The organism is Maribacter sp. MMG018, assembly GCF_018100785.1.
Classification (GTDB): Bacteria; Bacteroidota; Bacteroidia; order Flavobacteriales; family Flavobacteriaceae; genus Maribacter.
Genome location: NZ_JAGJEC010000001.1, coordinates 1,366,484 through 1,386,369, shown reverse-complemented (window position 1 = coordinate 1,386,369; position 19,886 = coordinate 1,366,484). Strand labels below are relative to the sequence as shown.

Here is a 19,886-nt window from a genome sequence, read left to right as displayed (position 1 = left end):
CCATTACAGGTAAAGAAGGCTTAAAGTATAAAACGATAGGTAGCCTTTAAAAGAAAGGTGTTCTCCTTTTTTTGCCCAAGAATCTGATTGTCCAGATTTCTCCCCAAAGTCTCTGTAGGATCCCCGAAACCGACCACGCCTTGTGACCAGACCAAGAAAATCTCGGATCCGGGAACATATTCCCACCTTAAAACCAAATTAGACCTAAATTGAACATATGAAAAATCAGGATCCTCTATTTCATAATCGGTAACACCATCTATATCTTCATCGACCATATATGAACTTCCCCCATTTATTCTAGAGATTTGGCCATCGGAATACAACGTGACCCTGTCTTTAAGTTTTTCGGCAATAGGATCTTCCACATAATTAAAATCGGTATAGGTTCCCCTTGATATAAATGGTTCACCATAATACTGAATAGACAGATTGGAGTTTAAACTATAATTGAACCGTATGGAAGTATTAAAGGTTCGCTGATCTATATTGGCCGTAACGTACCTTGGCGTATTATTAAAACTAGCCTCCATTACATATTGGGTCTTATTCGGATTCTCTTCATACTCGGAAGAAACAGAAAGACTAAAAGCATCAAATGGCTGATAATTAAAACGCAATACATAACGAACCAACGAAAAGTTATCTTCCGCCGCTTGACTATTTACATAACCAAGGGTGAAATTGAATTTTTTTCTCGCATCGGAACCAAAAAACAAATACCAAAAATTCTCTTCGGACCATCGCCATCGAGGTCCTCCCCTTAGTACCGTATTAGAGTATATTCTGGGTTTATGGGCCGCACCCACCTCTGTCCACCAATTGTTCTTATAGTTTATAAAACCCTGAAACTCGTATTGAATTCTATTATAGTTCCCCTCAAAATCATAGGTGGTATACTGCTCCAATTCCATTTGCGCCGTTCTAAAAAAATTGGTAGGCCTTAAAAACAATCGCCTAAGACTAGCATATTGCTTAATTTCATCGGCCTGTCTCAAAAAACCTACATCGTTGAGTTCCAATTCCGGAGAACGCCAAATAACGCCTCCATTATAGCGCCAATTTCCCCCTCCGGCCTTGCCAGCTTCCAATTTGCCCCCGGTACCGGAAAGCGACGTTCTGTTCGAATCAACTTCCACATGGCCGGCATCTACCCTTTGAAACAAATGGGTTATGCTTTTTTGTGTTCGTTCAATGGCTTCTTCACTACCAACAATATGGCTTCCGACCAAATTACCTTCCAAATAATAATTTCTTTCTTTCCAACTATGCCTAAAATCGAATCCGCCGGAATAAGCCTCCTTTCTTAAGAAGTCTAAATTATCCGGCAAATTTCTATTGGTAGCGGTAAAAATGCCTCCAACGAAAGAATTACGGTCGTTAAAATCTTTCTGCACCCTGCCCACCAAATAATTGGTCAAAGGCTCTACCAACTCCTTTCTTCTACCCCCCAAAGTATCTTGTACCTCCGCATACATATTGCCCGTTACGCTTTCTAGCAAACCTAACGACCATCCATTTTTTGTTTTTCCCGAAAATTTGGCAGCACCCAAAATAGTGGAATTTTTGGGTTGATCAACAAAACCAACATCATTGCCAACTACAAAACCTTGGGGATCCCTACCAATTCGTCTACTATAAAAAAGATTATCGTTACCATCGGCGAACTCGTAATCGAAAATATTCTTGTTCTCAATAAAAAAAGGGCGCCTTTCTTCAAAGAAAATTTGAAACCCGTCTAAAGCAATGGCTCCCGGGTCGGCATCTACCTGTCCAAAATCGGGATTCACGGTCAAATCTAACGTAAGGTCGTTGGTAATACCTATTTTGGCATCTAAACCTCCATTCAACCGAAAATCATCACCATCCCTAAAAGGATTATTTTCTTCCGCCGGATAGGTATCGAACTGATTTACCACAAATGGCTGAATCTCCAACTGCTTTTGTGGCTGTATATCGATCAGCCCCTTCAACATTCCGAATTCGCTTACCCACCCAGGGGCGTCCCTTTGCATAGGCTGCCATAACGAACGCTCTTCACCCCTAAAATATCTTCTATTTAATTGCAGCCCCCATACCTGTTCTTGCTTTTTACCGAATTTCAACTGACTAAAGGGAATTTTCATTTCAGCCGTCCAACCTTCATCATCTATATTAGCGGCAGTATACCAAATAGGATTCCAACTATCGTCCCAATAATCTCCATTTCGAGAAATAAACTCATCCCCCTTTACCCCTGCGGCAGATACATTAAAAGAAAAACCTGTTCGTTTATCATTATAACTATCTATATTAATCTCTATCCAATCCCCCGCAAAATTATCTCTACGGGCCAATCGTTTCTCTATATTGGAAGGCACACTATCGTAACAGCGCACCGCTACATATAAAAACCTATCATCATAGGTTATTTTAAATTTAGTTCGCTGACTTGGTGGTTCGCCATTGTTCGGATCAAAAACCGTAAAACCACCATCCCATTCCACAACATTCCAACCATCATCACTTAGATCCCCATCTATAACAATATGTATATCATGGGGCAATACCGCCGTTGTATATGTTCTTTTGACTATGTTTGCAGAATCTTTTTGTCCAATAATACTGAAGGATGTCATTAAAATAAACACCATACAAAGACGGTCTATCATGATTGATCGTAGTTTTGATTTAATTCAATGACTTAAAAAACGGAGGGTTGTTACAACAATAATGTATTTTATTCGGTTTTTAACGGTCATAAGTAAAAAAATAGGCAGAAAGAATTTATAGAATTGACCGGCTTTAAAAAAAACTGGAAATAATAAGAAACAACTATTTGCAATTCAAGTTTATAGTTGTACATTTGCAGCCCATTTCACGGAATTGAAAAGAATAATAGTTAAAATATAGTAGCAGTGGATACATTAAGTTATAAAACCATATCTGCCAATAAATCGACCGTAAGCAAAGAGTGGTTGTTGGTTGATGCCGAAGGAGAAACGCTAGGTCGTTTATCCTCTAAAGTGGCTAATTTGTTGAGAGGAAAACACAAACCAAGTTTTACCCCACATGTTGATTGCGGTGACAACGTAATTGTCATCAATGCTGAGAAAGTTACTTTGAGCGGTAACAAATGGTCAGACAAAACGTATCAAAGGTACACGGGCTACCCAGGCGGCCAGCGTTATACTTCAGCAAAAGAGTTGTTGGAAAAAAATCCTGCATCCATTGTTGAGAGAGCCGTAAAAGGAATGTTGCCAAAAAACAGATTGGGAGCAGATCTTTTTAGAAACTTAAAAGTTTATGTTGGTCCTGAGCACGGACAAGAAGCTCAAAAACCTACTGCAGTAAATATAAAAGACCTTAAGTAATGGAAATAATTCACAAAATAGGTAGAAGAAAAACGGCTGTTGCCAGAGTTTATCTTTCTCAAGGAAATGGAACGATCACTATAAACAATAAAGATTTAAACGATTATTTTCCAACAGCGACTTTACAATATAAAGTAAAGCAACCATTTACACTTACCGATACAGCGGACAATTACGACGTTAAGGTAAACGTATATGGTGGAGGTATCACTGGGCAAGCTGAAGCTATCAGGTTGGCCATTTCTCGTGCAATGTGCGAAGTTGATGCCGAAAACAGAACAATTCTTAAGCCCGAAGGTTTATTGACCAGGGATCCAAGAATGGTAGAACGTAAGAAATTCGGTCAGAAGAAAGCCCGTAAGAAATTCCAGTTCTCTAAACGTTAATCAAGAGTTTTTAAAGCATCCGTCAATTGGCGGATGCTTCTTTATATTTTTTTCGTACCGAAACGAGTTCGGTATTTTAACAAGTTCATTGAAAGTCCTTTTTTCAGGACACTTAAAAACCCTTTACATCGTACACTTACGAATAAAGGTAAATTAGTTTAGCATCTAAATAGCAAAGGCTTTTCGTTATTTCGGAATACCACTTTGTTATTGCTAATTCAAAAGAACGTAAACTAAATTTAAAATGGCGAAAGTCGAAGTAAAACAATTATTAGAAGCAGGTGTGCATTTTGGCCACCTTACCAGAAAGTGGAACCCAAACATGGCTCCTTACATCTACATGGAGCGTAACGGTATTCACGTTATCAATCTTTACAAAACAGTTGCAAAATTAGATGAGGCAAATGAAGCGTTGAGCAAAATTGCAGCATCTGGAAGAAAAATTCTTTTTGTAGCAACAAAAAAGCAAGCAAAGGACATTGTTGCTGAAAAAGCAGCAAAAGTAAACATGCCTTACATCACAGAAAGATGGCCAGGTGGAATGTTGACCAACTTTGTAACTATCCGTAAAGCCGTTAAAAAAATGGCTTCTATCGATAGAATGAAAAAAGATGGAACTTTCCTTACCCTATCAAAAAAGGAACGTTTACAAGTAGACCGTTTAAGAGCTAAATTAGAAAAGAACTTAGGTTCTATTTCTGAAATGACCCGTTTACCAGGTGCCTTGTTCATCGTTGATACAATGAGAGAGCACATCGCGGTAAAAGAGGCCCAAAAATTGAACATTCCTATTTTTGCGATGGTAGATACAAACTCTGATCCAAGAGATGTAGATTACTTGATCCCTTCAAACGATGACGCTTCAAAATCTATAGACATCATCATGACACAGGTTACCGATGCTGTTGCACAAGGTCTTGCAGAGCGCAAATCTGAAAAAGCGGAAGCTGCCGAAAGCAAAAAGGAAAAAGCCCCTAAAAAACAAGAAGCAAAAGAAGCTCCTGAAGCCGCCCCAAAAGCAGAAAAAACGGAAGCAAAAGCAGAAGCTGTCGATTTAACCAAAATCGAAGGTGTAGGCCCAAAAGCAGCAGAAGCGCTTGTTAACGCCGGTATAGACACTTATGAAAAAGTTGCCAAAGCGGATGCCGAAAAAATGAAAGAAATCTTAACGGAAGCTAGCTCAAGAATGGCTCATTTAGACCCTACTTCTTGGCCAAAACAAGCCCAAATGGCCGCAGACGGTAAATGGGACGAGTTAAAGGAATGGCAAGACAACGTTAAGGGAGGAGTAGAATAATATACTTTTAAGAATTAAAAAAATAATTCCTTTTTAAAGGAGGATAAAAAAATAATAAAATGGCAAAAATAACTGCTGCAGAAGTAAACAAATTAAGAAAGACTACCGGTGCCGGTATGATGGATTGCAAAAAAGCTTTGGTCGAAGCTGAAGGCGATTTCGATAAAGCAATCGAAATTCTTCGTAAGAAAGGACAAAAAGTTGCAGCCAAAAGAGCCGACAGAGATTCATCTGAAGGCGCTGCCATAGCCAAGGTGAACGCAGACAAAACCGAAGGTGTAATCATCTCATTGAATTGCGAAACAGATTTCGTTGCCAAAAATGACACTTTCGTTACATTGGCGAACGATCTAGCCGATTTGGCCCTTAACTACGACAACAAAGAAGCTTTTTTAGCTGCCGACTTTAACGGTATGACCGTACAGGACAAGTTAACAGAGCAAACCGGTGTTATAGGTGAGAAAATAGAGATCGGCGGTTTTGAAAAATTAAGCGCTCCTTTTGTTGGTTCATACATACATGCGGGAAACAAAATTGCTGTTCTTACCGGATTGTCAGCTGCTGTTGACGGTGCTGAAACTGCAGCCAAAGATGTTGCAATGCAAGCTGCGGCAATGAATCCTGTTGCTTTGAACGAAGATGGCGTAGACCAATCTGTAATCGATAAAGAAATCGAAATAGCCAAAGACCAACTTCGCCAAGAAGGAAAACCAGAAGCTATGTTAGACAATATCGCTAAAGGAAAACTAAAGCGTTTCTTTAAAGACAACACATTGGTAAACCAAGCTTTTATTAAAGATAACAAGCAAAGTGTTGCCGACTACGTTAAGTCTGTAGACGCGGATTTAAAAGTAACCGGTTTTAAAAGAGTTGCTTTAGGTTAATTTATAAATTAACCCTTAACAATAAAAAACGCCAGGCATAGCCTGGCGTTTTTATTTACTCCTTTTCTTTTCTACACCTTTCTATTCAATACCCAACCATTTTTTTCTTAGACTTACCTCTATTTGTGAAGCCCCTGCTGCTGGGGCAATTTTATACACCTTAACAACAGGAGTCCCTACTGGGCCTTCTACGGTGTACTCCTCTCCATCCCTTATCAATACCATTTTTATGCGGGTCTCCGGGCTCCAGCCAAAACTTTGACCAATAACCTGTCGCATAGTATCTAAATTAATAGGTGTATCGTTGATACTTTTTATTACATCCCCACCCTGCACATTTAAATCAGTGAAAAAACTATTCAAGGCAACCCCCTTACGCACAAAAATGGTTTTACCATCCTCTTGAGCTATATCAATATACGGCATTTCACCTTGTAAAAAATATCCTGTCTCTTCCATTACCTCACCCATAGTCAACCCAACCTTTGACAAATACATTTTATAATCGATAGGAGTATTTCCGATCACATGGGTATCAAAAAAGGTTCTCACCTCTGGATAGGTAAGAGCCACTATCTCATCAATAAGCTTATCATCTTCGAACGGGGTTTCTTTTCCATATTTTTTAGACAACTCTTTCATCAGCCATAACACCCCTTTTTCCCCATTACTTTTTTCCCGCAACAAAATATCCAAGGCCATATTTATCAAAGTTCCTTTTTCGTACACATTGGCATAATTGGATTCATAAGGTTCTTCCAATATATGTTGGCTCATTGTAGTAAAAGACATCGCATCGTCATAACTCTTTGCATTGTTTACTTTTCCCATTAGGCGATTGTAAAATTCATCTTCGGCAATAAGACCTTGTTGAATTTGAAAGAGATTGGCAAAGTACTCTGTTGTACCTTCATACATCCACAAATGTTGTGACATTTGTGGATCGTTAAAATCAAAAAACTGAATTTCCCTCGAATGTACCGACAACGGGGTAACTATATGAAAAAACTCATGTGAAACAACATCCACCATTGCCTGCCCCAGCCTTTCTACCGACATTGCCTCTGGCAACACCACCACCGTAGAAGTATGGTGCTCCAGTGCTCCAAATCCCATGGCATCATCTTCCTCCATAGTAGACAGATACAATAGAACATTATACTTATTGGTTGTATCCATTTCCCCAAGAAAGGCATTTTGGGCATTCATCATCTTATACATCCTATCTTTTAGATCAGAAGCTTTATAAACACCGTTCGGCGAATACACACTAATGGTCACTTCTATATCACCTGCATTAAAAGTTTCGGTATTAGGTTTGGCATACATAATGGGATTGTCGATAACCTCAAAATATCTACTGGCCACAAAGCTATCCCAAAGGGGGTCGGGCTTTATATCCGACTCGTTGGCAAGCGTGGTTGTAGCAATCAAATCTTCCGGTTTTTTAATATTTATAAAATAAGGCACTTCTTTATACCCATCAAAATAACCAACAAACCCATGTAGGTTCAACATATAGTTCTCTCCCTCTAATATATTGGTGCCCGCAGGGGAAAAAACAGCATCGGAAACTTCATTTTCCGTGTCATAGGTATCATTTACAAAATAATTGACCTTATCCAAGTTTCTGGCATCCGCAATTTTCCAGGTGTTTGCATCCAATTTAGACACCATCATTTCTTTACCCTTATAATCATATGCCACAAAATTCTCCACATATTTCCCATAATCATCAGAACTATAGGTACCAGGTACAGTTTTAGGTATCCTAAAAGAAATCTCATCTTGACTAAAAGCACCAGGATCTATTATTACAGCTACTTTATCATCGGTAACATCCACCAAATCCATATGCACCATAATCGGCGACTTATCTAGCGCGACCAACGATTTGCCACCGCCACAACTATAAATAACAAATAGTACGATTACGTACCCTATAATCTTTTTCATTTAAGTTTTATTATTAATTGAAGAATTGTTTACAACACAATAATCTGCAAGAATATCAAAAATAAAACACCCAATCTTCATTATTGGCAAATAATTATCTTTTACAAGTCCACCATTTGACTTTGTACCCCATGGATTTTTTTCATTATTTTTGCTCCGAAATATATCAACGATGCAATATAAAAGGATACTCCTAAAACTCAGCGGCGAAGCATTAATGGGCGAAAACCAATATGGAATCGACCCCAAAAGATTGGCCGAGTATGCGGAAGAAATAAAACAGGTAGTTGAAAAAGGAATCCAAGTAGCCATAGTAATTGGCGGAGGAAATATTTTCAGGGGCTTAGCTGGAGCAGCTACCGGAATGGACCGTGTACAAGGAGACCATATGGGAATGTTGGCAACGGTAATAAATGGCTTGGCCCTACAAAGCGCCTTAGAGATGAAAGATGTGCAGACCAGGTTGCAATCTGCCATACACATCAATGAAGTTGCCGAACCTTTTATTCGAAGAAGAGCACTAAGACATTTAGAAAAAGGAAGGGTGGTCATATTTGGTGGCGGTACCGGCAATCCATATTTCACCACCGATTCTGCCGCAGTTTTAAGGGCCATCGAAATTGAAGCAGACGTCATCTTAAAAGGCACAAGGGTAGATGGTATATACACTTCGGACCCCGAAAAGGACAAAAACGCAACAAAGTTCGACACCATTTCTTTTCAAGATGTATTGCAAAAAGGACTTAAAGTGATGGATACCACCGCTTTTACCCTTAGCCAAGAAAACGAACTACCCATTGTTGTGTTCGATATGAACAGAAAAGGAAATCTTTTAAAAATAATCGAAGGCGAAACCATCGGAACTACTGTAAACATGTAGTTTTTTGGCACAATTAATGTTTCCCTAAAGAAAATTTCACTATGAACGAAGAGATACAATTTGTTTTAGACGCCGCACAAGAAAGTATGAATGCCGCTATTGCTCATTTAGAAAGAGCGTTCGTTAAAATTAGAGCAGGAAAAGCAAGCCCCGCTATGCTTTCCTCTGTAATGGTTGAATACTATGGATCTCAAACACCCTTGTCGCAAGTGGCCAATATAAACACCCCAGACGGTAGAACCATCTCTGTTCAACCATGGGAAAAAGGTATGCTGTCAGAGATTGAAAAAGCCATCATGAACTCCAATCTAGGGTTTAACCCCATGAACAACGGAGACCTAATAATTATCAACGTTCCTCCATTGACAGAAGAGCGTAGAATTCAATTGACCAAACAAGCAAAAGCAGAGGCAGAGCACGCCAAGGTAGGTGTACGAAGCGCAAGGCAAGATGCCAATAAAGACATTAAAGATTTGGAAGTATCCGAAGACTTGGAAAAAAAGGCTTTGGTGGACGTACAAGAACTTACAGATAAGTACGTAAAAAAAATAGATGATTTCTTAGCAGCGAAAGAAGCTGAAATCATGAAAGTTTAAAAGTTTCAGACTTAATTCAAGAACATTTAAAAAAGCAGCTATTGAAAGCTGCTTTTTTTGTTCAGATCCATATTCTTTTTAAACTACATTTTTAGGTACAGTTATCCACATTGGTTAACTTTGCATTCTTCTAAAAATAAGTATGGTTGCTAAACTTACCACAGGATTTTGGGCTAAAACAGCTAGAATAATATTAAGAAACAGAATATTGATTTTGTTGCTAGTGGCTGCCTTCACAGTATTTCTTGCCATGCAATGGAAGAATATGCGCTTCTCTAGTTCGCAGGCAAATCTACTTCCAGACCACCATCCGGTAAATATAGAATACCAACACTTTTTAACCCAATTTGGAGAAGAAGGCAATGCTGTGGTATTAGCCATAAAGGACAGTGCACTCTTTAACCCTGTTATCTTTAACAGATGGAACAAATTAAGCAAACAACTTAGTGCTTTCCCAGAAGTCGATTTTGTTCTTTCTACCGACAACCTTCAAGAACTCATAAAAGACAACCAAAAACAACAGTTTGTCATGAAACCCCTTATCACAGGGGAGCTAAAGACTATTAAGGAGGTTGACAGCGTTACCCAACACCTGTTCAATGAAATGCCCTTTTATGAAAATCTGATCTACAACAAAGAAAGCAAGACCGTAAGAACGGTCATGTACCTTGACAAGGATATCGTTAACACCAGCGTTAGAAAAGATTTTATTTTACAAGACCTTAACCATTTGATAAAAAGGTTTGAGAACGAAACAAACCTTAATGTTCATATATCAGGTATGCCTTATGTGCGTACTATGAACTCACAGAACATCATCGATGAGATCGGCAAATTTATTCTGGCAGCCCTGGGCGTTACCTCTTTGATATTCTTCTTTTTCTTTAGAAGCTTCAGAGCCACCTTCATTTCTATGTGCGTGGTAATCATAGGGGTTATGTGGGCATTTGGTGTCTTAGGGTTATTACAATATGAAATAACGGTACTTACGGCATTAATACCGCCATTGATCATTGTAATCGGAATTCCCAATTGTATTTTCCTTATCAACAAATACCAACAAGAGGTTAAAAAACATGGCAACCAAGCACTTTCACTTCAACGGGTAATCTCAAAAATTGGAAATGCGACCTTAATGACCAATATTACAACCGCTTCTGGTTTTGCCACATTTATAATTACCGACAGTAAACTCTTAAAAGAGTTTGGTATTGTCGCCTCTATAAATATTATCGGCATTTTTGTTTTATCACTGTTGATAATACCAATCGTATACAGTTTCCTTTCGTTACCCAAAACAAGGCATTTAAAACATTTGAACAAAAGATGGATCGATACTTTTGTTAGCTGGATGGAAAACATTGTTCGCCATAAAAGAATAACCGTTTACACCGTCTCTATTTGCCTATTGGTCATAAGCATTATTGGTATCTACCAAATTGAAATATCCGGAAGCCCTATAGAGGACATGCCCAAAAAGGCAGAATTCTTTAAGGATATCCGTTTTTTCGAAAAAGAGTTCGACGGCATTATGCCCGTAGAAATCGTAGTGGATACCAAAAACCCAAAAGGGGTATTAAAGCCCGCGACCTTAAAAAGAATGGACCGCCTTGGTGAAGTTATAGAAGAAATACCCGAGCTGTCCCCTCCCCTATCTATTGTAAATCTGGTAAAATATTCAAAACAGGCATTCTACAACGGAATACCAAAATATTACCAACTACCTACAAGTCAAGAGAACACCTTTATCATGGATGTTGCCCGAAAATCTACGGACGACAACAACCTTCTTAAAAGTTTTGTGGACAGTACGGGCCAGATAGCACGTATTACCACATACATGCAAGATGTTAAGACAGATCGCATGGAAGACATCGAGGGCCGTCTTAAAGAGAACATTGCCAAAATTTTTCCGGCCGAACGATACAATGTTTATATGACCGGTAGCGCGCTCATATTTTTAAAAGGAACCAAATACCTAGTAAACAATCTAATCTCATCGTTAGCTCTGGCCATTGGGCTTATTGCCCTGTTTATGGCCTATTTGTTCCGCTCGTTCAGAATGATCGTAATATCACTTATACCAAACCTGCTACCCCTTATCATAACGGCCGGTATCATGGGTTTTGTAGGGGTTCCCATAAAACCTTCTACCATTTTGGTATTTAGTATTGCTTTTGGTATATCTGTAGACGACACCATACATTTCTTGGCAAAATATAGGCAAGAACTTGCTTCCAAAAAATGGCACATAAAAAGATCGGTCTATGCCGCCTTAAGAGAAACAGGTGTTAGTATGTTCTACACCTCTATTGTATTGTTCTTTGGTTTTTCGGTTTTTATTATTTCCAATTTTGGAGGTACCGTGGCCCTTGGGGCACTTGTATCGGCAACACTTCTCTTTGCCATGCTCGCGAATCTTATTTTACTCCCCTCTCTTTTGCTATCGCTAGAGAAGAGTATCGCCAACAAAAAAACGTTAAAAAAACCGCAGATAGACATATTACCTAAAGAAGAAGAAAACGACTAGACACTTTTTTAGCGTTTATATTGTTTTAAGCGAGGTATTCATTCATTCTTTTTGACCAAAAAGCTATCTTTGGCTTTCTAATTTTCAATAGATTTAAAATGCGCTCAGTAAGCATAAAAGAACTACTTACAGGAAAAAAATTACTTCAGGAAGTAACGGTAAACGGATGGGTAAGAACCTTTAGAAGTAACCGTTTTATTGCACTAAACGATGGATCTTGCTTAAGCAACATTCAATGTGTAGTAGACTTTGAGAAATTTGAAGAAAACATTTTAAAACAAATAAATACCGGAGCGGCATTAAAAATTTCCGGAACTTTAGTAGAAAGTCAAGGTAAAGGACAAAATGTAGAAATACAGGTGAACGATATATTCGTTCATGGTGGTGCCGACCCTGAGACCTACCCTATACAACCGAAGAAACACTCTTTGGAATTTTTACGGGAAAAAGCTCATTTAAGGGTAAGAACCAATACTTTCTCCGCTGTTATGCGCGTACGTGCCGCCTTGGCGTTTGCCATACACGAATATTTTAGAAATAACGGATTCTACTATTTTCATTCACCCATTATAACCGGTTCAGATGCAGAGGGAGCCGGAGAAATGTTCAGGGTAACTACCTTGGACGCCAAGAACCCTCCATTGACAGAGGATGGAGAAGTGGACCATAAAGAAGATTTTTTCGGAAAAGAGACCAATCTTACGGTTTCTGGACAATTAGAGGCCGAAGCTTACGCTATGGCCCTTGGTAAAGTATATACTTTTGGCCCTACTTTTAGAGCGGAAAACTCCAACACATCGAGGCACTTGGCCGAATTTTGGATGATAGAGCCAGAAATGGCCTTTTACGACCTGGATGCCAATATGGACTTGGCCGAAGACTTTATAAAAAATGTATTAAGCTATGTATTGGAAAACTGCAAAGAAGACCTTGTATTCTTAGAAAAGCGCTTGCTTGACGAAGAAAAAACAAAGCCGCAAGCAGAGCGAAGCGAAATGCCTTTGATAGAAAAGTTGAAGTTCATAACCGAGAATAACTTTAAACGTGTTACCTATACCGAGGCAATAGAGATATTAAGAAACAGTAAGCCTAACAAAAAGAAAAAATTCCAATACCCGATCAATGAATGGGGTGCTGACCTACAAAGCGAGCACGAACGTTATTTAGTGGAGAAACATTTTAAATGTCCGGTTATCCTATTTGATTACCCCGCCAAAATAAAGGCCTTTTACATGAGGCTGAACGAAGACGGCAAAACGGTCAGGGCCATGGATATATTATTCCCAGGAATTGGAGAAATTGTTGGCGGTTCACAAAGAGAAGAGCGCTTAGATGTACTAAAGGAAAAAATGGCTGCTTTACAAATACCGGAAGAGGAGCTATGGTGGTACCTAGACCTAAGAAAATTCGGTACGGCCGTACATAGTGGTTTCGGACTCGGTTTCGAACGTTTAGTGCTATTTGCAACGGGTATGGGAAATATCAGGGATGTTATACCTTTCCCTAGAACACCACAAAATGCTGAGTTTTAATCGTATTTCGTTATTTTTATAAATAGCAAAAGAAAAGAATGTTAAAACAGCACCTACAGTTTAAATTATCTCAAAAACTCTCTCCACAACAAATTCAGTTGATGAAGTTGATTCAATTGCCTACACAAGCTTTTGAACAACGTTTAAAACAAGAATTGGAGGAAAACCCTGCCCTAGAAAGCGGCAAAGAGGATTTGGATAACACGAACGACGAGTTCGAGGATCTTTACGATAACGAGTCGGATAGTGAAACTATAGCTGCTGAAGACATAAACATTGACGATTATCTAAGTGACGATGAAGTACCCGATTACAGAACACAAGCGAACAATTACAGTTCTGACGATGATGAAAAAAGTGTTCCGTACGCAGCTGGCACCACATTTAACCAGTATTTACTAAATCAATTAAATACGGTTTACCTTAACGATGACGAGTGGGCCATAGCGGAATTTCTTGTGGGAAGTGTTGACGAAAGCGGATATATAAGAAGGCCTATTACCGATATACTGGACGATCTTGCTTTTACGCAAAACGTGTACACGGACGAAGAGACCATTAAAAGAGTACTTTCTATTGTACAAAGTCTTGACCCGCCCGGGGTAGCGGCTAGATCCCTAGAGGAATGCTTAATAATTCAATTGGAAAGAAAAGAGCTAACACCAATTATAGAGCTGGCCATTTCCATTTTAAAAAAATCTTTTGATCAGTTTACTAAAAAGCACTATAAAAAACTCATCCAAAAACACAATGTTACCGAAGAGGAGTTAAAGGAAGCTATTTCAGAAATAGAAAAATTAAACCCAAAACCAGGAGGCTCTTACTCGGGCAACAATAGAATTATAGAACATGTAGTGCCCGACTTCTCCATTAGAATCGTAGAAGGGGAACTAGAACTTAGCCTTAACGGAAGAAATGCACCAGAGCTTCATGTATCAAAAGAGTATAGCAATATGCTCAAAGGCTACAAAGAATCGAAAGATAAATCAAAATCACAGAAAGACACTGTTCTTTTTATAAAGCAAAAGTTGGATGCAGCCAAATGGTTCATAGATGCCATTAGACAAAGACAACAAACGCTTTATATTACCATGAACGCCATAATGCAATATCAAAAGGAATATTTTTTAACCGGCGATGAACGCAATCTCAGGCCCATGATCCTAAAAGATATCGCAGATCAAATAAATATGGATGTCTCTACCGTATCCAGGGTAGCCAACAGCAAATATGTAGATACACCCTATGGCACGAAGTTGATCAAGGATTACTTCTCTGAATCCATGAAAAATGAACAGGGAGAAGATGTTTCCACCAAAGAGATAAAGAAAATACTGGAAACCGTTATCGCCGAAGAAGAAAAACGAAAACCTTTGACAGACGATAAATTAGCCGCTATTTTAAAAGAAAAGGGCTATCCGATCGCACGCCGTACGGTTGCCAAATACAGAGAACAGTTAGGTATACCGGTCGCAAGATTGAGAAAACAGATTTAATGAAGCTTTTTTTCAATGTCATCTCGTATATCTTCCACCCTATTTTAATTCCAGTATACGGAACAGTAGCCTACTTCCTATGTACACCGAAGTATACTCCATTAGAGGCTCAAAGTGGCAATATATTGCCCATCTTCATTCTAACGATAATCATACCCATTGTATCTTATCTGATACTAAGAAATCTAGGAGTAGTAAAATCAATATTTTTTTCATCCATACGAGAAAGAAAATATCCTATATACACATACATAACCCTATTATTGCTCGTTCTCTTAAAGGTAATTCCAAACAATTACATTGCAGAACTTTATTTCTTCTTTGTGGGACTCACCGGTGCTGCCTTTGCCGGTCTAATTTTGCTTTTTTTCAATTTTAAAACAAGCTTACATTTAATTGGGGTAAGCAGCCTGTTTATGTACCTAATAAACTTGAGCGTTCACTTTGAAATAAACTTACTGATAGGAATTAGTCTTTTTGCCTTAATAATGGGCTTGGTAGCATCGTCGAGACTATATTTAAAGGCACACACAAGACCCGAAGTGATCATAGGCCTGTTGATAGGTTTGCTATCCCAACTTTTAACCGTGAGATTTTGGTTATAGAATATAGAATATTATTCCTATGCGCAAAGGTCTAAAACCAATCGGATTACCATCTATTTGAGCAGCATTATCAAATAAATCGCTAAGAGCATAATATGCATGCACGTTAAAAGTATTGTAACCGAAATTTAATGTTAAACCATATTGAAATTTAGCCACATCGGTATTAAAAAAACCATCCCTATACTCCGTAGTAACCAACTTTGATCTTGCCCCGATTACATAAGCCGCCTTTACACCTGCATACACCCTCCAGAACTTATAATCTTGACGCGTAGAATTTCGCCATCTAAACTCTAATGGAAACTCAACTAAATGTGTTTCTAGCTTACTTCTCTTAAAATCCGAACTACCACTATCAATACTATAAGAAAATCCGTCTGAAGCCTCTACAACCTTTAAATTGGAGTAATAGGTATTCAATGCCAAACCCATACCAATACCTATGGCCCTTGTACTGTTCTTGTTTAAGGGAATATCTTTAATAAGTCCCGCCTGTAAGCCATACGACAAATTTCTCTGTTTAAAATCATCGGGTTTATGTCTGACAAAATTATACGAAACACCAATATAGAATTGATCCTCAAAATATTTATCGTTAGCCAAGCTATCTGCCGAAGTTTCTAATTGTGCCTGCGCACAAAAAGAAAACAAAAGAACCAAAATAAAAAAAACACCCTTCATATTCAGGTAAAGTTAATGAAATAAAAAACGCTTCAAATAAATTTGAAGCGTCTTAAAAAGTTTGAAAAAATTTTAACTACTGAAGGTTTCTAAAAGCGTCTCCTTCGTAAGTTGTATAATTAACCTTTAATGCATTTACTTTTCTAAGTTCTTCCTTAATATCGGAAATCAACCCCATCTTCGCATTCTTATCCACTTTTAAAGCTGTGGTAAGAACGTTTTGAAGCTCTTGAGGTTTCTTAGCCCTTTCCATTAACACATAATCCCCAACCTCTGAAGGGTTGGCAAACTTATCGTTTAATTGAATCTTAGGCTCCGTACCGAAAACCTTTTGATATTCTTTGGTAGGTTTACCGACATAAATATAGATAACCCTATCCTTTTTTTCCAGCTTTTTGATTTCACTGGCGTTTGGAAGTACGTTCTCTACTTTTAAGGAACTATCCTTCATAACCGTAACCGTCATAAAGAAAAACAAAAGCATAAATACAATGTCAGGAAGTGAGGCAGTTGACACCGCTGGCACCTCTCCATCTTTTTTCTTTGCAAATTTTGACATAGTGTTTTATTTATGTTTTATTATTAATTGGAAGAGGTTTCTGCTTCTGACAGTTTTTGAGGGAACAACTCTTGAATCTTCTTCACCTTTTCCTTTAATTGCTCCTTAACATCATCAGGCGTTTCAGGGTTAAGATATTCCGCTTCCATGTCCACGAATTTTCTACCGAACAACCTCTGGGCCTCTCTATTCCTAAGATCATTGTATGCACCAACCAATTCATTTTGAACCGTTATGTACGTACTATACTTAGTCTCCCTATCGTTCTTCAACGATATAATCGCCTTTGTAGGATTATCCGATGATTCAGGATTCTTTACCCCTTGACAGTAAGAACATGTACCGTCTCCACCGTTATCTAAAAAGGCCATTGCCTTTGACCTCAAATCTTTAAGATCGATTAACTCATCATCGGCCAACAACTGACCGTTCTTGTTAATATTTACCTGAAAGATGTTTTTCTGTTTAATAATAACATCTGTATCGGGCGGCTCAATTGGCGGTAGCATACGATCCAAACCTGCATCTGTCTCAATGGTAGTAGTTACCAAGAAAAAGATAAGCAGTAGGAAAGCTATATCCGCCATGGAACCAGCACTTACTTCTGGTGCTCCTGCTCTTCTAGCCATAATTACTTATTTTTTTATTTACTAAACATATTTTTAATCGCTGGTATAACCAAGGAGGCCACAGCTATAATCGTAAGGATAAAAAATACGTTTAATCCCATCCCGATTTTCTTCACAGTACTTTCATCCGACATTGCCAAGTACTCTGGATCTACATCAGTTCCACTAGCAAGGACGTAAGAAATAACTACCACCAACAAAAATCCACCAACAACGAACAAGGTCTTTTTAAGTCCTTGTGGGTTAGAAAATAAATTCTTTAATGTAAAAATCAAACTTGCCACTACTGCTATTCCCAATAGTAAATAAGTTATCATAAACATGGTATTCATCGCCCCACTTTGTGCAGCCTCGTCAACTGGCATATCGGAACTTGGTAGCATATACCATAGTATAGCACTTAGCACACCTATAGCAATTAATGCTATTTTTATAATTTTTTGCATAATTTTTAGGTATTTAGGTGATACTTATTTTTTGTGGTCTACCAACATATCGATCAAAGTAATCGAAGAATCTTCCATATCGTTTACGATACTATCTATCTTAGCAATAATATAGTTATAGAAAATTTGAAGGATAATCGCTGTAATAAGACCGAATACCGTAGTCAATAACGCTACCTGAATATCGCCTGCAATAAGAGAAGCACTCAAGTTACCAACGGCCGCAATCTTCTGGAAGGCCTGAATCATACCAATTACCGTACCCATGAAACCAAGCATTGGTGCAATAGCGATAAACAAAGACAACCAAGAAACGTTTTTCTCTAACTGACCCATTTGAACGCCACCATATGCAACAACCGCTTTTTCAGCAGACTCTATGCTCTCCCCTGCTCTATCCAAACCTTGATAGTAGATAGAAGCAACAGGACCTTTAGTGTTTCTACACACCTCTTTTGCAGCCTCAACACCACCGGAAGCCAATGCATCTTCTACTTTTTGTTTTAATTTTGCACTGTTAGTGCTAGCCATATTAAGGAATATGATTCTTTCAATAGCTACGGCAAGACCAAGAATTAAACACAAAAGAACGATACCCATAAATCCGGCACCACCTGTAATAAACATCTCTTTTAATACTTGTGTAAAACCTTTCTCCGCCTCAGGAGCCGCATCTTGCACTAGCAAAGCTACTGCTGCTACTTTCGCACTTACCATATTTGTACCTGCTACAAATGCCCCAGCAACTGCTAGGCTTGGAAATAATTTTTTCATTTTTTCAAACTTAAATTAGTTAGTTAATAGGGTTAAAGATAAAAAAAAAACAATATAAAAAAAGTAAAACTTACTTGCAGAGAGGAAGGGATTCGAACCCTCGATACACTTTTGGTGTATACACACTTTCCAGGCGTGCGCCTTCGACCACTCGGCCACCTCTCTAGTTGAACCTTTTTAGGGTGGACCAAATAACAAAAAAAATATTACACAATAAAATTATACTGGTTAATTTTAGCGCATTTCCCCACGCAAAGAAGTTTCAAAAACCGTTTTAAAGTGTTTCTGTGACACTCCGCTCCCCAACATGTACATTGCTTTTGAAATGGCGGCCTCAGTGGTAATATCCTTACCGTTAATGACTTGCATCTTCTTTAATGCGGAGCTTGTTTCGTACTGCCCCATCATCACACTACCTCCAGAACACTGAGTTACATTAATTACATGTAAACCCTGATTTATAATTTTTTTAAGACTTTTTAAAAACCATGTTTCCGTAGAGGCGTTCCCAGAACCATATGTTTCAAGAATCAAAGCTTTTAAGCCTTTACTATGCAACACACTTTCCAATAAAGACTGGGTTATTCCCGGAAAAAGTTTTAAAACGGCCACATTCTCGTCCATTTTTTTATGGACAATTAATTTTTTATTCTTTTTATAAGGAAGCAAATATTCTTCGTACACATTAAGATGCACCCCAGATTCGATCAAAAAAGGGTAATTCAGTGAAGCAAATGCCTGAAAGTTCTCGGCATTTATCTTGGTGGTTCTGTTACCTCGATACAATTTATACTCGAAATACAGCCCTACCTCCCTAATAACTGGAACTCCTTTTTTATGAAGTGCGGCAATTTGGATCGATGTTATCAGATTTTCTTTGGCATCTGTACGCAAATCACCGATAGGCAACTGCGAACCGGTCAAAATAACGGGTTTACCTAAATTTTCAAGCAAAAAACTTAGCGCAGAGGCCGTGTAACTCATTGTATCACTACCATGCAATACCACAAAACCGTCATAAGCATCATAATTGCCTTCTATAATAGTAGCTATTTTCACCCATTGGGCCGGTGTCATATCGGAAGAATCTATAGGCTCATCAAAAGAGACGGTATCAATAGAACAATCCAATTGATTTAATTCTGGAATATGCTTTAAGAGTTTTTTAAAATCAAAAGCTTTAAGGGCCCCGGACCCATAATCCTTTACCATACCAATGGTACCCCCAGTATACACTAATAGTATTCTTCTTTCCACAGTTATTATTTTACCAAACTAT

18 protein-coding genes and 1 tRNA gene are annotated in these 19,886 nt (G+C 38.4%); 10 read left to right on the top strand and 9 right to left on the bottom strand.

Annotation, left to right across the window (positions count from 1 at the left end; translation table 11 throughout):
• Window positions 1-20: 20 nt before the first annotated feature.
• Window positions 21-2,651: a DUF5916 domain-containing protein gene (locus J8L85_RS05935; protein ID WP_211015493.1), complete on the bottom strand. Its 2,631-nt coding sequence runs from the start codon at window positions 2,649-2,651 to the stop codon at window positions 21-23.
• A 246-nt stretch (window positions 2,652-2,897) separates the two neighbouring features.
• Here J8L85_RS05935 and rplM point away from each other — a divergent pair, with 246 nt between their 5' ends.
• The 4 genes from rplM to tsf all read left to right on the top strand — a co-directional run bounded on the left by rplM (window position 2,898) and on the right by tsf (window position 5,920).
• Window positions 2,898-3,353 carry a 50S ribosomal protein L13 gene (gene rplM, locus J8L85_RS05930; protein WP_047246394.1) on the top strand — a complete coding sequence of 152 codons (456 nt, stop codon included), beginning with the start codon at window positions 2,898-2,900 and terminating at the stop codon, window positions 3,351-3,353.
• Window positions 3,353-3,739 carry a 30S ribosomal protein S9 gene (rpsI, locus tag J8L85_RS05925; RefSeq protein WP_047246395.1) on the top strand — a complete coding sequence of 129 codons (387 nt, stop codon included), beginning with the start codon at window positions 3,353-3,355 and terminating at the stop codon, window positions 3,737-3,739. The genes rplM and rpsI overlap by 1 nt, the downstream gene beginning before the upstream one ends.
• A 244-nt stretch (window positions 3,740-3,983) precedes the next feature.
• Entirely contained in the window at window positions 3,984-5,036 is a 1,053-nt protein-coding gene (gene rpsB, locus J8L85_RS05920; RefSeq protein ID WP_211015491.1) for a 30S ribosomal protein S2, read from the top strand.
• Window positions 5,037-5,095: 59 nt separating this feature from the next.
• Window positions 5,096-5,920 carry a translation elongation factor Ts gene (tsf, locus tag J8L85_RS05915; RefSeq protein ID WP_211015489.1) on the top strand — a complete coding sequence of 275 codons (825 nt, stop codon included), beginning with the start codon at window positions 5,096-5,098 and terminating at the stop codon, window positions 5,918-5,920.
• Window positions 5,921-6,001: 81 nt separating this feature from the next.
• Here tsf and J8L85_RS05910 read toward each other — a convergent pair whose 3' ends face one another.
• Window positions 6,002-7,876: a peptidase M61 gene (locus tag J8L85_RS05910; protein ID WP_211015487.1), complete on the bottom strand. Its 1,875-nt coding sequence runs from the start codon at window positions 7,874-7,876 to the stop codon at window positions 6,002-6,004.
• Window positions 7,877-8,048: 172 nt separating this feature from the next.
• Between J8L85_RS05910 and pyrH the strand changes: the two genes are divergently transcribed.
• The 6 genes from pyrH to J8L85_RS05880 all read left to right on the top strand — a co-directional run bounded on the left by pyrH (window position 8,049) and on the right by J8L85_RS05880 (window position 15,515).
• The gene (gene pyrH / locus J8L85_RS05905; protein ID WP_047246399.1) at window positions 8,049-8,756 is read left to right on the top strand and encodes a UMP kinase; all 708 of its coding nucleotides are present in this window, start codon (window positions 8,049-8,051) and stop codon (window positions 8,754-8,756) included.
• 41 nt (window positions 8,757-8,797) lie between these two features.
• The gene (gene frr / locus J8L85_RS05900; protein ID WP_211015485.1) at window positions 8,798-9,352 is read left to right on the top strand and encodes a ribosome recycling factor; all 555 of its coding nucleotides are present in this window, start codon (window positions 8,798-8,800) and stop codon (window positions 9,350-9,352) included.
• Between the two features lie 142 nt (window positions 9,353-9,494).
• Window positions 9,495-11,882 carry an efflux RND transporter permease subunit gene (locus tag J8L85_RS05895; protein ID WP_211015483.1) on the top strand — a complete coding sequence of 796 codons (2,388 nt, stop codon included), beginning with the start codon at window positions 9,495-9,497 and terminating at the stop codon, window positions 11,880-11,882.
• A gap of 98 nt (window positions 11,883-11,980) precedes the next feature.
• Window positions 11,981-13,414: an asparagine--tRNA ligase gene (gene asnS, locus J8L85_RS05890; RefSeq protein WP_211015482.1), complete on the top strand. Its 1,434-nt coding sequence runs from the start codon at window positions 11,981-11,983 to the stop codon at window positions 13,412-13,414.
• A 38-nt stretch (window positions 13,415-13,452) separates the two neighbouring features.
• The gene (gene rpoN, locus J8L85_RS05885; RefSeq protein ID WP_211015480.1) at window positions 13,453-14,910 is read left to right on the top strand and encodes an RNA polymerase factor sigma-54; all 1,458 of its coding nucleotides are present in this window, start codon (window positions 13,453-13,455) and stop codon (window positions 14,908-14,910) included.
• Window positions 14,910-15,515: a hypothetical protein gene (locus J8L85_RS05880; RefSeq protein WP_211015478.1), complete on the top strand. Its 606-nt coding sequence runs from the start codon at window positions 14,910-14,912 to the stop codon at window positions 15,513-15,515. Before rpoN ends, J8L85_RS05880 begins: the two co-directional genes overlap by 1 nt.
• Here the strand turns inward: J8L85_RS05880 and J8L85_RS05875 are convergent.
• From J8L85_RS05875 to J8L85_RS05845, 7 genes are all read right to left on the bottom strand, one after another.
• Window positions 15,510-16,199 carry a porin family protein gene (locus J8L85_RS05875; RefSeq protein WP_211015475.1) on the bottom strand — a complete coding sequence of 230 codons (690 nt, stop codon included), beginning with the start codon at window positions 16,197-16,199 and terminating at the stop codon, window positions 15,510-15,512. The two genes, J8L85_RS05880 and J8L85_RS05875, sit on opposite strands and share 6 nt — an antisense overlap.
• A 76-nt stretch (window positions 16,200-16,275) precedes the next feature.
• Entirely contained in the window at window positions 16,276-16,758 is a 483-nt protein-coding gene (locus J8L85_RS05870) for a biopolymer transporter ExbD (protein ID WP_211015473.1), read from the bottom strand.
• A gap of 23 nt (window positions 16,759-16,781) precedes the next feature.
• Window positions 16,782-17,387, bottom strand: coding sequence for a biopolymer transporter ExbD (locus J8L85_RS05865; protein ID WP_211015472.1), 606 nt, complete (start codon window positions 17,385-17,387; stop codon window positions 16,782-16,784).
• 14 nt (window positions 17,388-17,401) lie between these two features.
• Window positions 17,402-17,833 (bottom strand): hypothetical protein, encoded by a 432-nt coding sequence (locus tag J8L85_RS05860; RefSeq protein ID WP_211015469.1) that lies wholly within the window; start codon window positions 17,831-17,833, stop codon window positions 17,402-17,404.
• Between the two features lie 24 nt (window positions 17,834-17,857).
• The gene (locus J8L85_RS05855; protein WP_211015467.1) at window positions 17,858-18,607 is read right to left on the bottom strand and encodes a MotA/TolQ/ExbB proton channel family protein; all 750 of its coding nucleotides are present in this window, start codon (window positions 18,605-18,607) and stop codon (window positions 17,858-17,860) included.
• A 77-nt stretch (window positions 18,608-18,684) separates the two neighbouring features.
• A tRNA-Ser gene (locus J8L85_RS05850) sits at window positions 18,685-18,772 on the bottom strand.
• Window positions 18,773-18,841: 69 nt separating this feature from the next.
• The gene (locus J8L85_RS05845) at window positions 18,842-19,870 is read right to left on the bottom strand and encodes an asparaginase (RefSeq protein WP_211016315.1); all 1,029 of its coding nucleotides are present in this window, start codon (window positions 19,868-19,870) and stop codon (window positions 18,842-18,844) included.
• Window positions 19,871-19,886 lie beyond the last annotated feature (16 nt).

Coding starts and splice junctions, on each gene's coding strand:
- rpsI (WP_047246395.1), top strand. CDS start 3,353: ATGGAAATAATTCACAAAATAGGTAGAAGAAAAACGGCTGTTGCCAGA.
- J8L85_RS05855 (WP_211015467.1), bottom strand. CDS start 18,607: ATGAAAAAATTATTTCCAAGCCTAGCAGTTGCTGGGGCATTTGTAGCA.
- J8L85_RS05895 (WP_211015483.1), top strand. CDS start 9,495: ATGGTTGCTAAACTTACCACAGGATTTTGGGCTAAAACAGCTAGAATA.
- J8L85_RS05860 (WP_211015469.1), bottom strand. CDS start 17,833: ATGCAAAAAATTATAAAAATAGCATTAATTGCTATAGGTGTGCTAAGT.
- tsf (WP_211015489.1), top strand. CDS start 5,096: ATGGCAAAAATAACTGCTGCAGAAGTAAACAAATTAAGAAAGACTACC.
- J8L85_RS05875 (WP_211015475.1), bottom strand. CDS start 16,199: ATGAAGGGTGTTTTTTTTATTTTGGTTCTTTTGTTTTCTTTTTGTGCG.
- J8L85_RS05935 (WP_211015493.1), bottom strand. CDS start 2,651: ATGATAGACCGTCTTTGTATGGTGTTTATTTTAATGACATCCTTCAGT.
- pyrH (WP_047246399.1), top strand. CDS start 8,049: ATGCAATATAAAAGGATACTCCTAAAACTCAGCGGCGAAGCATTAATG.
- J8L85_RS05910 (WP_211015487.1), bottom strand. CDS start 7,876: ATGAAAAAGATTATAGGGTACGTAATCGTACTATTTGTTATTTATAGT.
- rpoN (WP_211015480.1), top strand. CDS start 13,453: ATGTTAAAACAGCACCTACAGTTTAAATTATCTCAAAAACTCTCTCCA.
- asnS (WP_211015482.1), top strand. CDS start 11,981: ATGCGCTCAGTAAGCATAAAAGAACTACTTACAGGAAAAAAATTACTT.
- frr (WP_211015485.1), top strand. CDS start 8,798: ATGAACGAAGAGATACAATTTGTTTTAGACGCCGCACAAGAAAGTATG.
- J8L85_RS05870 (WP_211015473.1), bottom strand. CDS start 16,758: ATGTCAAAATTTGCAAAGAAAAAAGATGGAGAGGTGCCAGCGGTGTCA.
- J8L85_RS05880 (WP_211015478.1), top strand. CDS start 14,910: ATGAAGCTTTTTTTCAATGTCATCTCGTATATCTTCCACCCTATTTTA.
- rpsB (WP_211015491.1), top strand. CDS start 3,984: ATGGCGAAAGTCGAAGTAAAACAATTATTAGAAGCAGGTGTGCATTTT.
- J8L85_RS05865 (WP_211015472.1), bottom strand. CDS start 17,387: ATGGCTAGAAGAGCAGGAGCACCAGAAGTAAGTGCTGGTTCCATGGCG.